Origin of the sequence: Pseudoalteromonas rubra, assembly GCF_004212645.1 — a bacterium.
GTDB lineage: Bacteria > Pseudomonadota > Gammaproteobacteria > Enterobacterales > Alteromonadaceae > Pseudoalteromonas > Pseudoalteromonas rubra_G.
Genome location: NZ_PPUZ01000030.1, coordinates 13,139 through 30,739, shown reverse-complemented (window position 1 = coordinate 30,739; position 17,601 = coordinate 13,139). Strand labels below are relative to the sequence as shown.

At 47.6% G+C, this 17,601-nt stretch carries 17 protein-coding genes; 11 read left to right on the top strand and 6 right to left on the bottom strand.

Features of this window, described 5'->3' with window-relative positions:
- Window positions 1-53 precede the first annotated feature (53 nt).
- The 6 genes from C3B51_RS10785 (at window position 54) to rmf (ending at window position 7,071) form a co-directional block, all read left to right on the top strand.
- Window positions 54-2,696 (top strand): DNA translocase FtsK 4TM domain-containing protein, encoded by a 2,643-nt coding sequence (locus C3B51_RS10785; RefSeq protein ID WP_130245045.1) that lies wholly within the window; start codon window positions 54-56, stop codon window positions 2,694-2,696.
- On the top strand, window positions 2,696-3,352 hold the full coding sequence (lolA, locus tag C3B51_RS10780) for an outer membrane lipoprotein chaperone LolA (protein WP_130245044.1): 657 nt from the start codon (window positions 2,696-2,698) through the stop codon (window positions 3,350-3,352). The genes C3B51_RS10785 and lolA overlap by 1 nt, the downstream gene beginning before the upstream one ends.
- Window positions 3,345-4,697: a replication-associated recombination protein A gene (locus C3B51_RS10775; protein WP_130245043.1), complete on the top strand. Its 1,353-nt coding sequence runs from the start codon at window positions 3,345-3,347 to the stop codon at window positions 4,695-4,697. Before lolA ends, C3B51_RS10775 begins: the two co-directional genes overlap by 8 nt.
- Before the next feature lie 5 nt (window positions 4,698-4,702).
- Entirely contained in the window at window positions 4,703-5,083 is a 381-nt protein-coding gene (gene crcB, locus C3B51_RS10770) for a fluoride efflux transporter CrcB (protein WP_125717700.1), read from the top strand.
- A gap of 11 nt (window positions 5,084-5,094) precedes the next feature.
- Entirely contained in the window at window positions 5,095-6,384 is a 1,290-nt protein-coding gene (serS, locus tag C3B51_RS10765; RefSeq protein ID WP_130245042.1) for a serine--tRNA ligase, read from the top strand.
- Window positions 6,385-6,900: 516 nt separating this feature from the next.
- Window positions 6,901-7,071 (top strand): ribosome modulation factor, encoded by a 171-nt coding sequence (gene rmf, locus C3B51_RS10760; protein ID WP_010384607.1) that lies wholly within the window; start codon window positions 6,901-6,903, stop codon window positions 7,069-7,071.
- A 78-nt stretch (window positions 7,072-7,149) separates the two neighbouring features.
- On the opposite strand, the gene fabA is transcribed toward rmf, so the two are convergent.
- Window positions 7,150-7,665, bottom strand: a complete 516-nt coding sequence (gene fabA / locus C3B51_RS10755) for a bifunctional 3-hydroxydecanoyl-ACP dehydratase/trans-2-decenoyl-ACP isomerase (RefSeq protein WP_010384707.1) — start codon at window positions 7,663-7,665, stop codon at window positions 7,150-7,152.
- Between the two features lie 349 nt (window positions 7,666-8,014).
- Between fabA and C3B51_RS10750 the strand changes: the two genes are divergently transcribed.
- From C3B51_RS10750 to C3B51_RS23910, 5 genes are all read left to right on the top strand, one after another.
- Window positions 8,015-8,869, top strand: a complete 855-nt coding sequence (locus C3B51_RS10750) for a 6-carboxytetrahydropterin synthase (RefSeq protein ID WP_125717550.1) — start codon at window positions 8,015-8,017, stop codon at window positions 8,867-8,869.
- Between the two features lie 28 nt (window positions 8,870-8,897).
- Window positions 8,898-9,710, top strand: a complete 813-nt coding sequence (locus C3B51_RS10745; RefSeq protein ID WP_165389144.1) for a M23 family metallopeptidase — start codon at window positions 8,898-8,900, stop codon at window positions 9,708-9,710.
- A complete protein-coding gene (locus C3B51_RS10740; protein WP_046004424.1) occupies window positions 9,707-10,138 on the top strand; it encodes an acyl-CoA thioesterase in 432 nt (143 codons plus the stop codon). The genes C3B51_RS10745 and C3B51_RS10740 overlap by 4 nt, the downstream gene beginning before the upstream one ends.
- A 216-nt stretch (window positions 10,139-10,354) precedes the next feature.
- Window positions 10,355-10,867: a GNAT family N-acetyltransferase gene (locus tag C3B51_RS10735; RefSeq protein ID WP_125717548.1), complete on the top strand. Its 513-nt coding sequence runs from the start codon at window positions 10,355-10,357 to the stop codon at window positions 10,865-10,867.
- A gap of 8 nt (window positions 10,868-10,875) precedes the next feature.
- Window positions 10,876-11,787: a hypothetical protein gene (locus C3B51_RS23910; protein WP_240701888.1), complete on the top strand. Its 912-nt coding sequence runs from the start codon at window positions 10,876-10,878 to the stop codon at window positions 11,785-11,787.
- 103 nt (window positions 11,788-11,890) lie between these two features.
- Here the strand turns inward: C3B51_RS23910 and C3B51_RS10725 are convergent, their stop codons facing one another.
- From C3B51_RS10725 to C3B51_RS10705, 5 genes are read right to left on the bottom strand one after another with little or no spacing between them, the layout of a single operon-like run.
- Window positions 11,891-13,228 carry a Na+/H+ antiporter family protein gene (locus C3B51_RS10725; RefSeq protein WP_130245040.1) on the bottom strand — a complete coding sequence of 446 codons (1,338 nt, stop codon included), beginning with the start codon at window positions 13,226-13,228 and terminating at the stop codon, window positions 11,891-11,893.
- Window positions 13,229-13,232: 4 nt separating this feature from the next.
- The gene (locus C3B51_RS10720; RefSeq protein ID WP_130245039.1) at window positions 13,233-15,179 is read right to left on the bottom strand and encodes a transglutaminaseTgpA domain-containing protein; all 1,947 of its coding nucleotides are present in this window, start codon (window positions 15,177-15,179) and stop codon (window positions 13,233-13,235) included.
- Window positions 15,169-16,119, bottom strand: coding sequence for a DUF58 domain-containing protein (locus C3B51_RS10715; RefSeq protein WP_130245038.1), 951 nt, complete (start codon window positions 16,117-16,119; stop codon window positions 15,169-15,171). Before C3B51_RS10715 ends, C3B51_RS10720 begins: the two co-directional genes overlap by 11 nt.
- A gap of 2 nt (window positions 16,120-16,121) precedes the next feature.
- Entirely contained in the window at window positions 16,122-17,033 is a 912-nt protein-coding gene (locus tag C3B51_RS10710; protein ID WP_125717543.1) for an AAA family ATPase, read from the bottom strand.
- A complete protein-coding gene (locus tag C3B51_RS10705; RefSeq protein ID WP_046004429.1) occupies window positions 17,030-17,413 on the bottom strand; it encodes a response regulator in 384 nt (127 codons plus the stop codon). Before C3B51_RS10705 ends, C3B51_RS10710 begins: the two co-directional genes overlap by 4 nt.
- Window positions 17,414-17,601 lie beyond the last annotated feature (188 nt).

The window sequence follows — 17,601 nt, the reverse complement described above, 5'->3', positions numbered from 1 at the left end:
GGTGTGCAAAAAGTCATGTTAGAATTAACTAAACAGTATTTAGGTATTACATAATGCGCTTAAATGGTATTCAGCGCCTGCTGGAGACTGGCCTGATCATCAGTACGGCGGCGGCAATTTTTACGCTGTGCGCACTCATCAGTTTTGATCCGGCCGATCCCGCCTGGACGCAAACGGGCGAATTTATCAAGGTCAATAACATCACTGGCGCTGCCGGTGCCTGGGTTGCCGATATTCTGCTGCTCAGTTTTGGTTGGCTGGCCTTTTTGGTGCCAGCGTTTATTCAGTTATTCGGCTACTTATTGTTTAAAAAACCACACAAATTATTGCAGCTCGATTACACCACGCTGGGATTAAGGCTCATCGGCGGTACTTTGTTTATCACCTCTGCCAGCGCTATCAGCAGCATTAACTTTGATGATATTTACAATTTTTCCTCCGGTGGGGTAGTGGGGGATGTGGTCGCCAGTGCCATGATGCCTGCGTTTAACTTTACCGGCACCACCATTTTATTGTTGTGTTTCTTCTTTGCTGGTTTAACGCTGTTAACTGGCGTTTCTTGGGTTGAGTTTGTTGACTATATCGGCGAAAAGGTGGTGGCGTTTTGTAAGTGGTGCTTTGCTAAGCTTAAGCAGCGCACAGAAAGTCCGTCGGTTATCCCTTCAGAGGAAGTAGATGAACCAAGAGCGATAGCGGAGACTATCCCGAGCGCCGCAGCGGCTCTTAGTAAACCCGAAGAACAGCAAACTGAAGAAACCGCGAGCATACCTGCAATAGAAAACACCGCGCAGAGCACGGAGCCACAAGATGAGTCTGCAGAACTTGAAAAGAGCAAGCCTAAGAAGCTCAAAGACAGATTGTTTGGCACTAAATCAGGCGCTCAGAACGAGCCTGTGGTAAATCACGCCGAAGAGACTGAAAAAGCGCCGCTTGATAGCGACGATATTGACGTCGCGCCGAGTGTTTTTGATGAACTGGACGATATTTTAGAGCAGGAAATTAATTTCTCTGCGGTTGATGATGAAGCCTTTGATACGGTTGCGGCACTAAACGCATTGGACGATACGCCGGCGCCCGCCGAGACCAAAGTGGTGTCGCCAGCAAGACCTTTAAAACCCAAAGAAAAACCGGCATCGGGTTATCAGCCGCCACCGACTGCTAAAGAGCAATTCGAGGCGTTGCTTGAAGCCGAGCCACCGAAAGATCCGTTGCCGTCCCTTGATTTACTCGACAGACCAGATAAAGCAAAAAACCCAATCTCTGAAGAAGAGCTTGAAGCCGTGTCTCGTCTGGTTGAAGCTAAGCTGCTGGATTTCAATATTCAGGCAAAAGTGATGGGAGTTTACCCAGGCCCGGTGGTTACCCGTTTTGAACTGGACCTGGCACCGGGCATTAAAGTTGCTAAAATCACCGGCCTTGCAAAAGACCTGGCACGTTCGTTGTCTGCGGTCAGCGTGCGCGTGGTGGAAGTGATCCCGGGTAAAACATACGTGGGCCTTGAGCTGCCCAACAAGAACCGTGAAATAGTGCGGTTATCCGAAGTGATCAACGCCCCTAAGTTTGAGCAGAATCCATCACCTTTGACTATGGTACTGGGTAAAGACATCGCGGGTCAGCCTGTGGTGGCCGACTTGGCCAAAATGCCGCATCTGCTGGTGGCAGGTACAACCGGTTCAGGTAAGTCAGTGGGCGTTAATGTGATGATATTAAGCTTGCTATACAAGTCGCCGCCAGAAGATGTGCGGATGATCATGATTGACCCGAAAATGCTTGAGCTGTCGGTGTATGAAGGTATTCCACACTTGTTATGTGAGGTAGTGACCGACATGAAAGAAGCGGCCAATGCGCTGCGCTGGTGTGTAGGTGAAATGGAGCGCCGTTATAAGCTGATGTCGGCGCTGGGGGTACGTAACCTCAAAGGGTATAATCAGAAAATACTGGATGCCAAAGAAGCCGGTCACCCAATCCTGGACCCATTGTTTAAGGATACGGATGGCATGGCGGATGAGCCACAGGAGCTCGATAAGCTACCAAGTATTGTGGTGGTGATTGACGAATTTGCTGACATGATGATGATTGTCGGCAAAAAGGTGGAAGAGTTAATAGCCCGGATCGCACAAAAAGCCCGTGCTGCGGGTATTCATCTGGTGCTGGCAACCCAGCGACCTTCTGTTGACGTGATAACGGGATTGATTAAAGCCAACATCCCAACCCGGATGGCGTTCCAGGTATCGAGTAAAATCGACTCGCGCACAATTTTGGACCAGCAAGGCGCTGAAAACCTGCTGGGTATGGGTGATATGTTGTATCTGCCACCGGGCACCAGCGTCCCAATCCGTGTGCATGGCGCGTTTGTCGACGACCACGAAGTGCATGCCGTGGTGAGCGACTGGAAAGCGCGGGGTAAACCCAACTATATCGAAGACATCTTGTGTGGTGAGGCCACAGAAGATATTTTACTGCCAGGCGAGACAAGTGAGGGTGAAGACGAGGAGTCGGATCCGCTCTACGATGAAGCCGTGGCATTTGTGATTGAAACTGGCAAGGTGTCGGTCTCAAGTGTCCAGCGTAAGCTGCGCGTGGGTTATAACCGCGCAGCTCGTCTGGTTGAACAAATGGAAATGTCCGGCGTTGTTAGTGCGCCTGGGCACAATGGCGCCAGAGAAGTTCTGGTGCCCAAAGGTGGAGCGAATTAATGAAGTTACAACCACTTATTCTTGCCCTGTGTGTTATTGGGGCAACGCCTGCTGCTTATGCGGCGGCACAAGCAACAGACAAGCAGCCTGTCAGTGTGGCTGCTCAGTCATTAAAAGACAAACTGAAAGGGTTGGAGAGCTTTCGGGCTCAGTTTGAACAAAGTGTGATTGATCACGAGGGCCACCTCATCCAATCAGGTAAAGGCGAAATCGCTTTGCAGTATCCCGCGAAAATTCGCTGGCAACAGGATGAGCCCGACGAAACACTGTTGGTGTCGGACGGGTTACGGACAGTCTATTTTGATAGCTTCGCGGAGCAAGCGACTATCTTAAACACGCTTGGACTAATTGATACCACCCCCTTTGTGTTGTTAACGACACAAGACCCAAAACAATGGCAAAAGTATCAGGTTGCTGAGATTAGCGGAGGCTATCGGATAGAGCCTGTTCAGTCGGGGGCTCAGGTGGAGCGCCTCGACGTTTTGTTTGCTGACGGCGGCCTGAAGATTGGTCAACTAAACGTAACGGATTCATCGGGCCAGATCTCCAGCTTTAAGTTTAGCGATGCGCAGGTTAATGTCCCAATCGATGCCGCGCAGTTTAAGTTTGTGATCCCTGAAGGGGTGGTCGTCGACGACCAGACGCAAAGTGACTAACCTGGGGTTTGACTTTGCGCCCGACGTGCGGCCTCTGGCTGCACGAATGCGCCCAACCGAGCTTGACGGCTACATAGGTCAAAGCCATATCCTGGGCTCAGACAGCCCGCTGCGCCGTGCAATCACTCAGGGGCGCTGCCATAGTTTGATTTTATGGGGCCCGCCTGGCGTGGGCAAAACCACGCTTGCCGAAATCATTGCCCATCATGCGAATGCGCAACTTTGTAAGCTCTCTGCCGTCACAGCCGGAGTCAAAGAGATCCGCGAGCAAGTGCTCGATGCAAAACACCGCCTGAGCCAAAGTGGAATGCGAACCATACTGTTCGTCGATGAAGTCCACCGCTTTAATAAGTCGCAACAGGATGCCTTTTTGCCACATATTGAAGACGGGACCTTTATTTTTATCGGCGCCACCACAGAGAACCCGTCATTTGCGCTCAACAACGCGATATTATCACGCGCACGGGTTTACACCCTCAAACCGCTGAGTCTTGACGAGCTTGCTCAGGTGCTGCGCCAGGCACTGGCTCAGGATAAAGAGCTGAGTCGTCAGCAGATAACCCTGGACGATGCACTCATAGATGCGTTGTCACGTGCCGCAGACGGTGATGCCAGAAAAGCGCTAAACCTGCTTGAGCAGGCCACGGACTTAGGTGCCAACGGGGAAGGGGAAATTGTAATCGACGAAGCGGTGTTAAAGCAGGTTTTACCCTCGCATCTGGCGAAATACGACAAAGGCGGCGACATCTATTACGATTTGATCTCCGCGTTTCACAAATCAGTGCGAGGCAGTGACCCGGATGCCGCTTTATACTGGTATTGCCGGATTCTAGCAGGTGGGGGCGATCCACTTTATGTGGCCAGACGATTACTGGCGATAGCGACTGAAGATATAGGCAATGCCGATCCTCGTGCTATGCAGGTGGCGCTCAATGCCTGGGATATTTATCACAGAGTGGGGCCTAGTGAAGGCGAACGAGCCATCGCACAGGCGACCATTTACCTGGCCAGTGCAGCCAAAAGTAACGCAGTTTATATGGCGTTTAATCAGGCTAAACAGGATGCTGCCAGTGATCCCGATTTTCCGGTGCCGGAACATCTGCGCAATGCCCCTACCAAATTGATGAAAGAGCTGGGTTTTGGTGAAGAATATCGCTACGCGCATAATGAACCTGGGGCGTTTGCCGCCGGGGAGTGTTATTTTCCTGCGGACATTCGGCAGCGCCGTTACTATGAGCCCAGCGACAGAGGCCTTGAAAAGCAAATCTCAGAAAAGCTCCGTTACCTGCGCTCATTGAATGAACAAAGTGCGCAAAAACGCTATCAAGACAAAGACGAGCGCTGATGGACTTGCTTAAAACTTACCTGATGATTGCAACAGGCGGCGCATTCGGTGCCTGCCTGCGCTTTTTTATTAGTGATATCACCCTAAAACTCTTGGGTAAGGGATTCCCTTTTGGCACGTTGACCGTTAATATTCTGGGTTCACTGTTGATGGGCATTCTCTACGGATTAATTGATAAGCAGATCATTGAAGTATCACCGGCCAAAAGTTTGGTTGGGATTGGCTTCTTGGGTGCTTTAACGACATTTTCTACCTTTTCGATGGACTCATTGCTGTTACTTCAGCAAGGTCAGATACTGAAAATGGTACTGAATATAGTGTTGAATGTCGTGATGTGTATTTTCATGGCCTGGATAGGCCTGTGCTTAGTCATGCAAAAAGGTTAAAAGAACAAACTATGTTAGATGCAAAGTATTTACGCCAGGACATTGAGGAAGCAGCGGCGCGTTTGAAAAAGCGTGGCTTTGAGCTTGATGTGGCAGCGATTAACGCGCTGGAAGAAAAACGAAAAACACTGCAAACCAAAACGCAGGAGCTACAAAGTGAGCGCAATAGCCGCTCCAAGGCAATAGGCCAGGCCAAGGCGAAAGGTGAAGACGTACAGCCACTACTGGACGCAGTTGCAGACTTGGGCGATCAGCTTAGCGCTGCAAAAGCAGAGCAAGATGAAGTGCTGGCTCAGTTGCAAGATATCGCAGCAACTTTACCTAACTTGCCGGCCGAAGATGTGCCTGTTGGTGCTGATGAAAGCGAAAACGTTGAAATCAGCAAATGGGGCGAGCCTAAAACATTCGACTTTGAAGTAAAAGATCACGTTGATCTCGGTGAAGCGCTGGGTAAAGGCCTTGACTTTGAAACGGGTGTTAAACTCAGCGGCTCACGCTTTACCGTCATGCGCGGTGGCATTGCGCGTCTGAATCGTGCATTATCGCAATTTATGCTCGATACGCACACAGATAAAAATGGCTACACTGAAATGTGTGTGCCTTACCTGGTTAATAAAGCAAGCCTCTACGGCACAGGCCAGCTGCCTAAGTTCGCAGAAGATCTGTTCCATACAGAAGCACTGAGTGAAGATCAGGATGGTTACAGCTTGATCCCAACCGCAGAAGTTCCACTGACGAACTGCGCACGCGACGAAATTTTCGACGAAAAAGAGCTACCGGTTCGCATGACTGCTTACACGCCTTGTTTCAGAAGTGAAGCGGGCAGTTATGGCCGCGATACCCGCGGTCTTATCCGTCAGCATCAGTTTGACAAAGTAGAACTGGTTCAGCTGGTCAAGCCTGAGGATTCAATGGCCGCGCTAGAAGAGCTGACAGGCCACGCAGAAGGTATTTTACAAGCGCTGGAACTGCCATATCGCAAAGTGGTACTGTGTACCGGTGATATGGGTTTTGGTGCAGCGAAAACCTACGACCTCGAAGTCTGGTTACCGGCACAAAATACCTATCGTGAAATTTCATCTTGTTCAAATATGCAAGATTTCCAGGCTCGCCGTATGCAGGCACGTTTCCGCCGTGCCGGGGAGAAGAAGCCTGAGTTGCTACACACACTGAACGGTTCTGGTCTGGCAATTGGCCGTACCCTGGTAGCAATATTAGAAAACTATCAACAAGCAGATGGTTCTATTGTAGTGCCAACTGTACTAAGACCTTACATGGGTGGTCTTGAAAAAATTCAGTAAAGCACTTAACGCATTGATCTGAGGCCGCATTCTAGCGGCCTTTTTTATTACAAATTAATGAATGTTTTTTTACGCTAATTTTTGTATAAATAAGCTTTAATATCTTTATTTTTAGATGATTACTCTATCAGTCTCTCTAATTAATGCATGAAATCGCCTTTTTGTTATTTTTAGCTCCTCCCACTCACCGCCAGCTGGTTGCATGTCAAAACGATATATGATTTATTGTTTTTGAAGGTTTGGCCAATCCTGAATTAGTCGACGTGTGTCTGGCAAAAAAGTGCATTCACAGTCGGCCGTTGTTTAACCATATGCAATAGTAAAAATGTTAGTAGTTAAATGAAATTCGAGCTATCGGCTGTCAGGCAGCCTGCGGCGAAGCACTGAATCAAATTGTACAGAGGACCTTTTCGTGTTTCGTACGGATTGATATTTACGAATTTATTAACTATTTATTAAATGTGGATGTCGTTAAGACGAAAGCAACTTGAAAAATAGAAGGTGAGGAATTTACCTATGAAGAGACAGAAAAGAGACCGTTTAGAAAGAGCACATGCCCAGGGATTCAAAGCAGGTTTAGCGGGCCGGTCCAAAGATTTATGTCCATATCAGCAAGTAGAGCACAGATCAGAATGGTTGGGGGGATGGCGAGAGGCCATAGATAACCGCAACATGTACAAAACTTAAATTCCTATAAAATATCTAATGACTAAGCAACGTCAAAAGCCCCTATAAAGGGGCTTTGTTTTTTATCAGCACACTAAATTAAAATGCGCTGGTGTCCTGGAACAGGCCTACTTTTAGGTCTTTTGCTTCGTAAATAACACGACCGTCTACTTCTACCGTGCCATCAGCCAGACCCATAAAGAGTTTACGCTTGATAACCCGTTTCATGTCTACGCGATAAGTCACTTTCTTGGCGGTTGGCAGGATCTGGCCGGTGAATTTAACTTCGCCCACACCCAGTGCACGACCAAGGCCCGGACCACCAGACCAGCCCAGGAAGAAGCCAACAATTTGCCACATGGCATCCAGGCCCAGGCAACCAGGCATGACCGGATCGCCGCGGAAGTGGCAGTCAAAGAACCACAGATCAGGGTTAATATCCAGCTCAGCAACAATCTGGCCTTTGCCAAACTCACCACCGTCTTCGTTAATCTCGATGATACGATCCATCATCAGCATGTTATCAATTGGCAGACGACAGTTGTTCTCGCCAAACATCTTGCCTTCAGCGCACAGGATCAATTCTTCTTTTGTATAGCTATTTTTTGGTTCCATAATCATCAGTCTTAGTCTTTAATTGTCGCTACTTTAGCTTACACTTGTACGCCAAACAACTCTGAACAGTTGAAATTTGTCTGCTCTTTGAGCACTTTACCTATTTGGCGGTTAATTATTTATCAATTACCATTGCTGAGCGTCGTCATTCCAATATCGCTGGCCAAACTGTTCAGGGTAATAGCGTTTTAAAAGCGCAACAGTCAGGCAAGGTTGAGACTAATGAATGAAAATCATTCAAAGAGTCGGCTCAAATTGATAATTTCTTTGTTTCTCGACCTTTCAGGGCGATTTTTGCGTTAAAAATCTTTATAATTGACTCAGTCGTTTTTAATGTTAACGGAAGTTTATGATCCTTTTTGTAGATGCTTTAACGGTAATTGATTTTTCTTACTTGTGTAGTAAACGCGGCGCCGTAGGCGAGAGCTGGATTGTCGATATGACATTACATGGCCAGTTAAATGAAGAGTCTATGGTGCTGGACTTTGCCAAGGTAAAGAAACAGATCAAGGCCATTATTGATGACACAATAGATCATAAACTGGCCATACCGAGTCAACTGGAATGCGGGTTTTCTTCACAAGATGGCACAGTGCAGTTTGATGGTGAGTTTGGTGGCCATCACCTGGCTATGAGCGCGCCTGACGAAGCGGTGTGTATTGTTGAAGGCGAGACTATCAATGAAGCCACAGTCATTGCTTTTCTGAAACAGCAAATTTTGCCGAAAATGCCGGACAATGTAAAAGACGTCGAAATTGAATTACGTCCTGAGCCAAGCCGCAGTTTTTACTACCATTACAGCCATGGTTTGAAAAAGCATGACGGCAACTGTCAGCGTATTATTCATGGCCACCGCTCAGATATTGGCATTTATCTTGATGATATTAGTATGCCTCGTTTGCAAAAAGAGTGGGCAGAGCGCTGGCAGGATATCTACCTGGGCAGTGAAGATGATTTGATTGATGCAAGCGCACTAAAGCACATCGTTGCGCGTGATAATGATTATGCTTTTGCTTACTCGGCATCTCAGGGGTACTTTGAGTTGGCTATCAGCAAGGCACGTTGTGATTTGATCCCCTGTGACAGCACCGTTGAGTGTATTGCAGAGTATCTGGCCGGTGAGATCAAAGCACAATATCCAGAGCGCAAAGTGAAAGTGAAGGCGTTTGAGGGCGTTGGAAAAGGAGCAATCGCTTATGCCTGATTGGCTAAGTAAAGCGAAGAACACGGCCATGATTTTGGCCGGTTTATGCCTTGGTATGGGCGCTGCTCATGCCATTGAGCTTAAAGGTTCACTCACCCAGGGTGGAATGGTGGTTGCGCAGCTGGATGGGGTGCAATCTGCCAGGTTTAACGATAAAAACCTGGCTATCGCTCCGGGTGGCAAGTTTGTATTTGGTTTTGGCCGGGACGCCGGCGCAGAACATAGCCTGAGCTGGGTCGACAAAGACGGCAAAACCCATACTAAAACATTGCTGATCACGTCTCGCGACTATGACATTGACCGCATTACCGGGGTTGAGAAAAAATATGTCTCACCACCAAAGGAAGTGCTGGCTCGGATCCGCAAAGAAGGTGCGCAGGTCAGCGCCGCAAGAAGCAAGCTGAGCACTTTACCGTATTTTGATGACCCGGTATATCGTCCTGCAAAGGGCAGGATATCAGGGGTTTACGGCAGCCAGCGCTACTTTAATGGCAAACCCAGAAGACCCCATTTTGGACTGGATATCGCCAATAAAACGGGCACGCCGGTATTAGCGCCAGTATCCGGCAAAGTGGTCTTTGCTAACCCCGATCTTTATTACAGTGGCGGTACGCTGATCCTCGACCATGGCTATGGCATTACGTCTACCTATATCCACCTTAACAAGTTACATGTTGAGGAAGGGCAGGTGGTAGAGCTTGGAGACCATATTGCTGATATTGGTGCCACCGGCAGGGTAACTGGGCCACATTTGGATTGGCGATTTAACTGGTTTAATGAACGCCTGGATCCACAACTTTTAATGATTGATAAACTCGCAACGAAAAGCAGTAAAGAATGACACAAACAGATAAAGACGCAGTAATTGCACAACGAATTAAAGACTCGCAAACCTCAGTTACCAAAACGGTATTTCCAGGTCGTACCAACCACCATAACACACTGTTTGGTGGCGATGCGTTAGCCTGGATGGATGAGGTCGCGTTTATTGCTGCGACGCGTTTTTGCCGCAAACCTTTGGTAACCATTTCATCAGACCGAGTCGACTTTAAAGAAGCGATCCCGGCTGGCACATTTGCAGAGCTTGTTGCTAATGTGGTTCATGTCGGTAACACCAGCTTAAAAGTAGAAGTACACATCTATCTTGAGACCATGCACAAAGATGATAAGCACCTGGCCATCTCCGGCAGCTTTACCTTCGTAGCCGTTGATGACAACCACAGGCCAACACCGGTTGTGTGTGATCAGATGCTGAACGGTTTTAGCTAACAGACAGCAATAGAGGAGTCAACAAGGCTCCTTTTAATTTAAATTAGAACACATCGTACTTTGAGGTGATATTAATAAACGTAGCATAGACTAGAATAGTCCCGATTCTTCAACAAACGGGTTTGAAAAAGCAAGCTAGTTTGGCGTACCATCAATACGACAATTGGGGCGCAAGGAGCTCAATAAGTAGGATAGGCTTATACCTGGAAGGAATTCATGAACTACCACATTTCACCGCATTTATACCTCACTCCTCTGAACATAGAGCAAGCTAATGTACTGCTGGAAGCTGTAGATATGAGCAGAGAGAGCCTGGAGATTTATTTGCCCTGGGCACAAGCTGTTACGGATCTGAATAGCGCCAAAAAATACATCACAGAGCGCCAAGACATGCCCGGCAGTCGCTATTTTTCGATCATGTATCATAAACAATTTATGGGTGTTTTCGCGGTTAAATCGGTAGAAGCACCAAATACCTGCGAGATTGGATACTGGCTGTGTAAACAGGCACGTGGAAACGCAATAATAGATCAGATCCTTAGTGTGATGCTACCCAGCCTGAAAGAAGAGCAAAAGATACGATATATTGAGTTTCACTGTCTGGATTTCAATATCCCAAGTATTAAAATCGCGCAGCGGGCAGGGGCCAAATTGATCCGAAGTTATTCCGTTACAATGCAAGATAAGCTGCCAAAAACGATGTGCATATATGCCGCTGTTCTATCATAAAGGGTTATATGAAAGAGTTACATAACAAAGGTAAAGCAGTTTTGTCTGACATGCCAGAAAAGGTGTCAGCAGATCTGTTGTCAGGCTTTCAGTTTGTAAGAGAAAAGGTGAACGGGCTGCCTATTTTTATGTCTGTGGAGAGAACCGCTAATAATAGCACCATAAAGTATGATGAGAAGCACTATTTTGTCGTACCCTTTGCGCTCAGTGAACATGGTTTTGCTCTGCATACTCTAAGAAATCTGCCCGAAGGCGTGCCTGAAGTTAATAAACTGCCAAAAAGGCGTGTTTTTCACTTTCCAACCGTTCACGCTGAAGCCATGCTGCGAGAATATATGGTGAACTGTGCTGCTCAGCTTGCTATCGAACGAACCAGTGAGGACCCGAATTCACTTCATTCTCTGGCAGATCAGATAGACGCATTAGACCGCAAACTCACCTATGGTATGCTTTTGATTGGTGGCATAGCGGCTTTAACGAACCCCTTGCTCGGTGCGGGGATCGCCGCAAAAGCGTTACTCCCGGGTGTTGCAGGCATAGTATCTAAATTCACGCTAAGACCAGCTGCGCAGACACTGGCTGAACGTAAAAAAGGTGAAGCCATCAGGCAAGCAGAAGAAAATATACTGAGAGAGTTCAGCGACGCAAGTACGGTTAAGGTTATCAACCCGATTTTACAACAGCTTGACCTGGCGTTACGTACTACGGAAAACCAGCACGACCCTTTGCTTGATTTTAACTTTAGCACGCTGGAAATTAAGGAACTTGACGGCGATAAATGGCAAGTACTAACTGAAATTGCTATGTATCATATCTACAAAGACATATACCACGACCCAACACTTTACAAACAAGCACAGCTTGGCCCTGAGGACATTCGTTGGTTTCACGTGCTGTTCAACGATCTGAAAAGCACTTAGTGATGTACTTGGCTTTAGCGTGCAAGTAGTTACGAAACACTTTTACACGGTAGGTGATAATATTGAATGTAAAAAGTCGACCCTAAGGTCGACTTTTTATGTTTTAAAGCACCATTGCGGCTATCCAGCCAAAGATTAACAACGGGATATTAAAGTGAATAAAAGTTGGTACTACAGAGTCCCAGATGTGGTCATGCTGGCCATCGGCATTTAGGCCGGATGTTGGGCCAAGGGTCGAATCAGAAGCCGGTGAGCCTGCATCACCCAGCGCACCTGCGGTACCTACCAGAGCGACGGTGGCCATCGCCGAGAATCCTACTTCCATTGACAGGGGAACAAACAAAGTAGCAATGATTGGCACGGTTGAGAAGGAGCTGCCTATCCCCATAGTGATCAGCAGGCCAACTAATAAAATCATGGCTGCGGCCAGTGGTTTATTCTCACCAACAAAATCAGCACAAGCACTCACCAGGCTGGCCACGTCACCTGTTTCTTTCATCACAGACGCAAAGCCCTGGGCAGAGATCATAATAAAGCCGATCATCGCCATCATAGCAACGCCCTTGCTGAACACATCTGAGCTTTGGTCCCATTTTACGATACCGAATAGACTAAACATCATCACCCCGACCAGGCCGCCCAGGATCATAGAGCCACTGACATTTTGTGCAAGCAAAGAGCATACGACGGCCAGTGTACCGGCCATAATCACTTTACGCTTTTCCTGAGCACTAAGCTCTGGCTTATCTGCGGGTTTTACGTGCTCAGAAGGTGTATCCTGAGTGTAATTGCGGTCTTTTCTATAAGTGATAAAAACCGCAATAAGAAGGCCTGCAAGCATTCCAAGCGCCGGGATCACCATCGCATAAGGGACCTGTGTATTAACAATCTCCAGGCCATTATCAACCAGGTTCTTGTGCAAAATTGAGTATAAATAAATGCCACCGAAGCCGTAAGGCAGAACCATATAGGAAGTTGCCAGGCCAAAAGTTAAAATGCAGGCAATGGCACGGCGGTCGATATTCAGCTGGTTAAAGATCACCAAAAGCGGTGGGATCAGGATGGGGATAAAGGCAATATGGACCGGGATCAGGTTTTGCGAAGCAATCGAGCAACCCAAAATAATGACCATGATTAACATACTTAATAACTGGCTCGAGTTTTGTTGATTACCATGAACCAGCGTGAGGAGTTTATCAGCCAAAATCTGAGTTAAGCCGGATTTCGAAATAGCAACGGCAAAAGCACCTAGCATGGCATAACTGAGCGCAATTTCTGCACCACCAGAGAGCCCTGAATTAAACGCATTTAATGTATCCGACAGCCCCAGACCTGATGTCAGTCCGGCGACCATTGCGCTAATTGTCATTGCAACAATCACGTTCACTCTAAACAGTGTCAGGCCGAGCATCAGCAAAACACCAATAATAACAGCATTCATAATATTACTTTTTCGCCTTTTTTATTATTAAACGACCCAGCGTTTTCATCCTTGTCGCCTCCGATTTGGTTAGTTGCGCCTGGGAAAATCTCGATTTTACAAAATATTGATTAAACTCTGCCAGTTCCTGCGACAAATTAGGGTACTGGGACTGTAAGACCTGCAGCGCCTGCGCAGGCGTTACTTTATGTAATTCCCCCTCAGCCAGCCGACAAATAGCCTGATGCAGTCTCACCGCTTCTGGCAATTTGACTACCTGCTTGCGTTGCAAGTACCAGAAGCGGGCAACGAATATGGCTATCAGCAACAAAAATACACTCAGTGCGGGTAACAGTCTGTGATATTGGCCAAATAAGTCGCGCAGCAACCTGGATTGCTTTTGCTGATCAAAGTTCAGCACCCAGCGGGTCCATTGATAATCGAGCTGCTCTATTTGTAGTCTGACCCAGTTCACCAGAGCCAGGTTTGAGTAGCTCATCAGACTCAGCCCCAGATTATCCTTAAATTCATCTTCTAACGCGGTCAGCTCAGACAAGGAACCGCTGAGTCTGTCAGGTGCAACCCAGGCCGTGGGATCGAGGCGGTACCAACCTTGCTGAGGAACATAGTATTCTACCCACGCATGGGCATCATACTGATAAACACTGTAATATCCTCGCTCTGCATTATACTCACCGCCCAGATATCCCGAAACCAGACGCGCGGGGATCCCGGCGGCTCGTAACATAAAAGCAGCACTGGCCGCATAATGACCGCAAAACCCTTCGCGTGTTTCGGTTAAAAACCTGTCTATGCTGTTTCGGTCGCTTATCACGGGCGGTTTCAGTGAATAGTGAAATCGATTTTGTACAAAATATTGCTTCATCTGCTGAATAAATTCAGCGGTATTACCGGTCGATGCATCCCACTGCAACGCCAGTGCTGTGGCCAACGGGTTAATGCCGTCGGGCAGGGCGGTGTTGAGCTGATACTGCCAGTTCACTAAACCTGGCCCGGCAGTGTGTATGGGCGTGACTTGATACTCCATGCTGCTGCTGAGGCTTTTTTGCATAAACAAAGTGCCAAACTGGTTGGTATTCACGCCCCGGGTGGATGACTTGGCCTGGCCAAGACTATACAGCCAGGTTTTGCCCGACGCTCTGGCGATAACCGTATAGCTTTCCCCGACAGCACGGAAAGGTGCCTGCAAAGGAACATCGTGGTGTGCTGAAACTCGCCAGCGCGTGCCATCATAGTTATCGTGGACCAAAGTACGCCAGTAAAAAGGCGGTTTCATCTGAGCGTTGTCCGGCAGGATGGCTCTGAACACCAGTTCGTCTGAGCGAGATAACTCTGAGATTTCAAATGGATCTATGTCCTCAGAAAGACCGGTTTGGGTTTTATTGGCACCGGGTAGTTGCCAGAAAGGTGATACTTTGGGCAGCAGTACAACCATGATTGCAGCCAGCGGCAGTGCGAGTAGTAAATGCCTGGCAGCCTGGCGTATAGCACTGCGCAGCGCAATACCATGTTCAATCCACAGCATTTGGGCTAAATTTACCACCAAAAGCACTAGTACAAATAACAAAGACAGCACATTTTGAGAGAAGATAAAGAAGCAGGGGTAGACAAAAAAGTTTAACAACTGCACCGACATGGCTTGTTTTTTCGTTTTCGCCTGAATGGTTTTCAGTGCACAGGCACCCAGTAATAAAGAAACGAACATTTCTACCAGGTTCGAAAAACCTATGGCGACAAACACCACCAGTATGACAGTAAATGCTAAGAGGTTAACCAGCTTTTCCGAAGGGCCTTGAACCAGTCCCCGGTAAATGGCCAGTTTAAACAGCACAATCAACAACATGGCGCAGGTGAATACAAGACCAAAGCTGTTAAACAACAAGATACTGACTAGCCCATACAAAAGGGTAGTCAGTAAGGTTTGGCCGCCCAGTAGTTTGTCAGAAGTCACTCAGCGCCTCCAGGCAAGCTTCTCTGTGTTTGTCTCCTCGGCCCGCAGCCACCTGAACGGCATTACTCAGCCTGAGTGCAAATTCATCCCCCTGTTTGTCCGCCTCAAGTACCTGATAACACAGCTTAGACAAGCGCGCTTCTTTAGGGCCGTCGTGTGCCGCATAATCGAAAGTATGCTGAGAGTAGAAGCTGTCACCACTGTATTGCTTGACTAGCAATTGCTGGCTTTTAGCGAAATGCCGCCAGGATATGCGACTTTTACTAATGCCGGGCCTGAATCGTTCTAGCCCATCAAAGTTTTCATGGCTTTGCGTGCTTTGATGCACATACTGCCCTTTTTCAGCTGTGACTTCTTGCTCGCTAAATGTCAGCTGGCAGGCAAGTGGCGCAGGATAGACACAAAACGTCCTGTCAACGTTCAGATAAGTCCAGACGCGAACCAGGCCAAATGGATAGTTACTGGATAACTTGAGTCTGCCAAGCGCATAGCGGCCACGGGGCCCCGGATGCAAAAACAGTGACGTGATCTGGGCGCCTTTTGAATAATGACTGTTACAATCACTAAAGTCGAATGCCTGGCTGGCAACATCCAGAGAGTAACATGTGTGTGGCGAGGTGAGTTTGATCAGCACCTCCACAGGTTTTTCGGCAAAATTGTTTTTTACGTCTAGTAATTGAATGCTCAGGCCATGCAAATTGAGATATCCGTATATCAACGCCAGCACTAGGAGCAGTAACATGACGTAGGCCACGCCAAGAATAAGATTGTTTTGGTAATTGCTGCCCAGAATAAAATTGAGGATCACCATGCATAAGAAGAACGCTCCCTGTCCGGAGGGGACAATATAAATATTGTGGTGCGACAGGGTAATTTGCGCAGCGCTATGTTTACGTTTGATGATGTCAGCCAGCCAGGACTGTAACCAGTCACGGCGCATGGTTACAATACAACCGCAACGTTATCAAAAATCCCCTTGACCACATCATCCAGCTCGTTGGCAGAAATGTTCAGACGGTGGCCGGCTACTGAGGCAAATACAGCCTGGACATCGTCAGGTAACGCATAATCCCGGTTTTGGGTCAGGGCATAGGCGCGTGTTGCCAACCCTAATGCGATACTTGCCCGTGGCGAAAGGGGGTCGCTGAACTGACCACTGTAACGTGTGAAGTTAACCAGGTTGATGATGTACTGTACAACCGAGTCTGACAGGTTAACGTCAAGCACCGCTTGCTGAAGCGTTGCCAGCGCATTTAAGTCCAATACACAGGTTAACTCACTCAGAGATTGCCGTTGCAGATTATTCCCGAGGATCAGGCTTTTTTCGGCATGCTCATCGGGGTAGCCCAGGCTGATCCGCAGGAAAAAACGGTCAAGCTGAGACTCTGGCAATGGGTGCGTCCCTGACTGATGCAGCGGGTTTTGCGTAGCAATGACAAAAAATGGCTCGGGTAACGGGTGGGTTTTACCATCCACGGTTACCTGACGTTCTTCCATTGCTTCAAGCAAAGCGCTCTGCGTCTTCGGGCTGGCACGGTTTATTTCGTCGGCCAGTAAAACCTGGCTAAAAATGGGACCCGGATGAAAATCAAAGCTCTGTTGTGAGGTATTAAAAACACTGGAGCCGGTAATATCTGCGGGTAGTAAATCACTGGTAAACTGAACACGCTGATAGCTCAGTCCAAGCACATTGGCCAGGCCGTGGGAGAGGGTGGTCTTGCCCATGCCCGGCAAATCCTCGATCAGCAGATGCCCTTTACATAGTAAGCAAACAACGGCTAGTCTGATCTGTTCTTCTTTACCCAAGATCAGCTCAGATAGCTGACTAATGATGTCTTGTGTGGTTTTATTCATGCAATCATTTCGAGTCTTTTCATTACTGAATCGACTTTTTTAGCGTTAAATGGCTTAGCAATAAAGCCTTTTGCACCCAGTTCCCAGGTGTTTTGTACGTTCTCCAGGCTGTTATGACCGGAGCACATAATGACATGCACATTGGGGTAGTTATCATTGATATACTCGAGAATTTGTGTGCCATCGGTATCGGGTAACTCGATATCCAGGAAAATCACATTCGGGGATTTTTCAGCCATCAAAGGCATTGCAGATTTGAAGTCTTCAGACTCATAGACTTCTTCAAAACCCAGGTTTTCAAGAATATCTATCAGGTAACTGCGCACATCTTCAACGTCATCGATGATCAAAATTGGCTCTAGGGGTCTGACAAGTTCCATATTGTATTTACTTCTTTTGAACGACAAGGCTAATACTAAGACAAGCGCAAAGTGAGCTCAATGGCAATTTATAAATTAACTGTAAATTCATCATAGCGATAAGATAACAAGGACATAAAAAGCTAGTTTCCGGATCAAGCTTAGGGCTTTAAATCTATTGGGTAAAATTACAGTCCAGGAGAAACGCA